This window comes from Cognatundibacterium luofuense (assembly GCF_018139685.1).
Lineage (GTDB): Bacteria > Pseudomonadota > Gammaproteobacteria > Burkholderiales > Burkholderiaceae_D > Undibacterium > Undibacterium luofuense.
In genome coordinates this window covers 1-337 of the sequence record NZ_JAGSPN010000382.1, presented here as the reverse complement: position 1 = coordinate 337, position 337 = coordinate 1, and the positions used below count along the sequence as shown (strand labels likewise).

The window sequence follows — 337 nt, the reverse complement described above, 5'->3', positions numbered from 1 at the left end:
ATTTCCATAGGAAACTGAACAAACAACAGTTACCCAGCCAGACCCCATCCTGTTTGCGTACCAATGACAGATTCAGGTACTCACCGCGGGGCAGGGCATCCAGATCACGCTGGATGCGACGCTCCGCCTGCTCTGTGTGCTGCCAGGCCGGTTCGCTCCAGTAACGCACAAACTCGGCGTCAGCACACATCGCAAACAACGCGTCGGTATCCGCCATCTGCATAGGGCGTAATTCCAGCCGCGCTGTGCTCAAACGTACTTGTGAAAAATCATGAGAAGACATGTCATGCATCGGCAGCTCCGGTGGGCATTCAATTTAAATGATCCATTTGGCCGG

General features: G+C 54.0%; 1 protein-coding gene. It reads right to left on the bottom strand.

What is annotated here, in order from left to right; genetic code table 11:
* On the bottom strand, positions 1 to 292 hold a 292-nt coding region (locus KDM89_RS20870), incomplete at its 3' end, for a GNAT family N-acetyltransferase (RefSeq protein WP_212689748.1).
* Between the last annotated feature and the right edge of the window lie 45 nt (positions 293 to 337).